The organism is Pseudoalteromonas sp. SR45-5, from assembly GCF_014163565.1.
GTDB classification, from domain to species: domain Bacteria; phylum Pseudomonadota; class Gammaproteobacteria; order Enterobacterales; family Alteromonadaceae; genus Pseudoalteromonas; species Pseudoalteromonas distincta.
The window spans coordinates 1-3,728 of sequence record NZ_JACJDN010000409.1 but is presented as its reverse complement, the minus strand read 5'-3'; the positions used below and the strand labels follow the sequence as shown (position 1 = coordinate 3,728).

Sequence of the window (3,728 nt, the reverse complement as noted above, 5' to 3'; positions counted from 1 at the left end):
CATTTATTGTTTGTATGTCTGATACATTGTCATTCATTTCTAGATTTATTTGCGGGTAGTCATGCGGGATCTTTGGCATAAACCCGGTACGAACTTGATTTGATGAGATTAAAGCAAAGGTTACGATTAATAGAGCAATAAATGAAAATAGCACTGACCAACGCCATTCAACACAACGTATAACAAAGCGTTTATATGGGCCATTTACAAAACCAAAAAATCGCGTATTAAACCGATCTCGCCAGCCCCCCTCTTTTATTGGTGAAAAATGAGTGTGAGCAATATGGGCAGGCAATATCAACTTTGATTCAATCAAACTAAATACCAAGCACAGCATTACCACCACAGCTATACCATAAAAGAAGGCACTTTCTGGGCCTGTAGATAACGTAAACGGAGCAAATACTGCAATGGTAGTTAGTACACCAAAAGTTGCAGGGGTTGCTACGCGTTTTGCGCCATTAATCACATTAACAACACCACCGCCTTTTTTCTCTATTTCGGTGTAGGCAGCTTCCCCTATCACGATGGCGTCGTCCACCACAATCCCTAGCACCATAATAAAGGCAAAAAGTGATAAAATATTAATGGTTACACCAAACAATGGCATCATCATCATTGCGCCCAAAAAGCACACTGGCAAACCAATCATCACCCATAATGCCAACTTAAAGCGTAAAAAGATTGATAGCATAATTGCAACCAAAATAGCGCCCTGAATGAGGTTTGTAACCATCATGTCTAAGCGGGCATTTAGGTAATACGTAAAATCCATTAGTGGCTCTAAACGAACCCCCAGTGGTAGCTCTTTGTTTTTTAATTCTATAAATGCTTTTACTGAATCAGCAACTGGGATAATACTTTGCTCTTCAGTCGCTTTTACCGATATATAAACTGCATTTTCACCATTGAATTTAAAGTAACGCTCACCTTCAGTGAACTGATCTTTAATCACGGCAATATCTTGCAGTAACACTTTAGCGCCATTAGCCCCTATTTTTACCGGTATTTGCCTAAATTCTTCACCAGAGTAAAACTGATTTTCGACGCGAACAGAAATAACACCTGCGTCTGTTTTTAGCTGCCCCGCCGAAAAGTTAGCTGAGTAACGACGCACTGCATTCATTACATCACTAAGGGTTAGGTTATACTGACGCAGCGTATCGGGTTCGATTTCAATTGCTATTTCATCAAGAGGAACATCGTTTACCACTAACGACACGTTAGATAGCTGTAGTAACTCATCTTCTATTTGGTTTGCTATAGGCTTAAGCTCAGTTAGCGGTATGTCGGCAACGAGTGTCATACCTATAACATCTTGCCTAAACTCAACTTGACTTATGGTGACCGGTTCCATACCGGCAGGGAACGTTGCTATACCATCAACCCGTAATTTAACTTTATCGAGTATATCGGTCAGCTCTACATCAGTATTAATTTCAAGACTTGCTCTACCGCCATTTCTAAATGCCCTGTACACACCTTTTTTAATTTCGGTCACATCTTTTAGCGACTCTTCAATTTTTATAAGTATGCTTTCTTCTATTTCTTGTGGTGAAGCGCCGGGGTAGTTAGCTTCAATATTAATGTAGTTAATTTCTACATTAGGGAACATTTGGCGTTGGATATTTAGAAAGCTAATAATTCCCATCACCACAATAAAAATCATCATTAGGTTGGCAGCAACGGAGTTATTAGCGAAGTAAGCAATAATACCGGTTTGTTTTTCAGCGTTAGGCGCTGTATTTGGTAGTTCAGTGTTACTCATAACTCAGCCTACCTTTATAATTTTTCAGTGGAAGCATTTTCAAGTGCCTCTGTATTTTTAGTATTTTGAAGGCCCGCAATTTTTACAGCCATGCCTTTTTGCGGATATTCTGGCAAAGTAATCACCAACTTATCATCTGTTTTCAAACCATCACTGATGTAAAAGTACTCACCCTCTTCACGAATAACTGTGACTTTGCGCGGCTCAAGTTGCTGCTCTTCATTAACGATCCATACGGTTTTGTTATTAACTAACTCTTGCGGTAAGCGGTAAATATTATTAAGCATTGCACCTGCAAAATTTACCTGTACGTAGCTACCAAACTTAATGGCTGGTTGTATATTCTTAAGACCGTATGGGTCTTCTATACGCACTACTAAACTGCTCATACGCGTAGCGTTATCAACAATCCCTAGGTCGCGGTCAATTACACCTTCACGGGTGAAGCTGTTTAGGCCTTTTTGAATAATCGTTGCGGTAATACCTTTAATACGTTCTGGCAAAAAAACGCTATCGAACCCTGCGATAGGAATAATCACTTCAGCGGTCTCAATATTATTGAGTTCAGCAACTTGCGAACCCATAGTGACAAACTGTCCAACACCTATATTTCGGCTAATCACCAATGCGTCGTAAGGGGCTGTAACATCACAATTATCCAAATCACGTTGCGCGCGCTTTAATGCTGCTTGCGCCGACTTAACAGATGCTTGAGCACTGAGCACTTGAGGTTTACGTAAAAATAAATCTGTGCGCGCTTTACTTGGAAAGCGCTTGGCTTCGTCTTCGGCTACTTGAGCTTGAGCTTGTTCTTCTATTAAACCCGCTTGTGCGCGAGCAAGCTCAGCCTCTGCAACAAGTACTGCTGCTTCATAGTTGTCTTTTTCGATAGTGAATAAGGTTTCACCGCGAGCAACTATGCCACCGGCTACAAAATTAGGATGCCAACTTAACACCTCGCCCGACACCTGCGCCGAGAGCTGTGTATTTTCAAGAGGCTTTACTTCACCGTAGCTATTAATAATAACTTGATGATCGTTTGCAGCCACTGGCTCAACTTGCACTGTTGGACGAGTATCAATTACTTCTTTTTTTTCTGGATCTTTTGCAATGGCATTGATTCCCATAAAGCCAACAACACCAACAATGAGCGCTACAAATGGAAAAACCCATCTAAGTGAATTTGTTTGCATATCCTATTATCCCCAAAATTCTATTAACGCCATAATACCAGAGCCATATGAAACATTAAGGTGACATTTGTAAGCAACTGTTGCAAATACATATAAACCGCTGCTATTTAGGGCTATAGAATATAACTTCACATGCAGCTCACCTCATTCGTTATATTTTGTTACAAACTTTTATTCATTAATATCAGTTTATTAGCGTTAAACACTTAAATTTCATCGCGAAGATGTGCGAAATTAAATTAATTTACGTACAGTCCAATTAAATTAACAAATATTAAAAGTCTCAAAATGAAATTAACGACCATCACCCTTGCGCTTAGCTTAGCGTTTGGCAGCCATGCATTTGCAGCCGATAAAAAAGATGAAAAAGAGTCAAAAACACTTAGCGAAATGATCAAAGGACAAACCGAATTTGCCGGTATATTTAGCCTTTATCAAGACGAAAAAACCGGTAAGCACCTTATGGTGATTAACGAATCCCAACTCAATACGCCGTTTGTGTATTTTGCGCACACTGTCGATGGCGTTACAGATGCAGGCCATTATCGTGGTTCGTACCGCGAAACTAAATTAATTGAATTTAGAAAATACTTTGACCGTATCGATATTATTAGCAAAACACCTCGCTACAAATTTGACGAAAGCAGTGCAATTTCAAAAGCGAGTGATGCCAATATTAGTGAAGCGGTACTTGCGAGCATTAAAATAGAAAAAGAAGAAGACGGTAAAATAGCATTTAATGTAAATAAGTTATTTTTAAGCGAAGC

3 protein-coding genes and 1 pseudogene are annotated in these 3,728 nt (G+C 39.6%); 1 reads left to right on the top strand and 3 read right to left on the bottom strand.

The genetic code is table 11. From position 1 onward, the window contains the following. The 3 genes from H5072_RS14205 to H5072_RS21245 form a co-directional block, all read right to left on the bottom strand. On the bottom strand, nucleotides 1-1,768 hold a 1,768-nt coding region (locus H5072_RS14205), incomplete at its 3' end, for an efflux RND transporter permease subunit (RefSeq protein ID WP_182693888.1). A 14-nt stretch (nucleotides 1,769-1,782) separates the two neighbouring features. Continuing rightward, the gene (locus tag H5072_RS14200) at nucleotides 1,783-2,961 is read right to left on the bottom strand and encodes an efflux RND transporter periplasmic adaptor subunit (protein ID WP_182693887.1); all 1,179 of its coding nucleotides are present in this window, start codon (nucleotides 2,959-2,961) and stop codon (nucleotides 1,783-1,785) included. Between the two features lie 6 nt (nucleotides 2,962-2,967). Further along, on the bottom strand, nucleotides 2,968-3,093 hold the full coding sequence (locus tag H5072_RS21245; RefSeq protein ID WP_259395782.1) for a hypothetical protein: 126 nt from the start codon (nucleotides 3,091-3,093) through the stop codon (nucleotides 2,968-2,970). A gap of 156 nt (nucleotides 3,094-3,249) precedes the next feature. On the opposite strand from H5072_RS21245, the pseudogene H5072_RS14195 reads away from it, so the two are divergent. Then, nucleotides 3,250-3,728 (top strand): annotated as a pseudogene (locus H5072_RS14195) (hypothetical protein); the annotation flags it as partial.

Bases quoted from the DNA above. Each gene is read 5' to 3' on its own strand.
- H5072_RS14200 (WP_182693887.1), bottom strand. From the start codon at position 2,961: ATGCAAACAAATTCACTTAGATGGGTTTTTCCATTTGTAGCGCTCATT.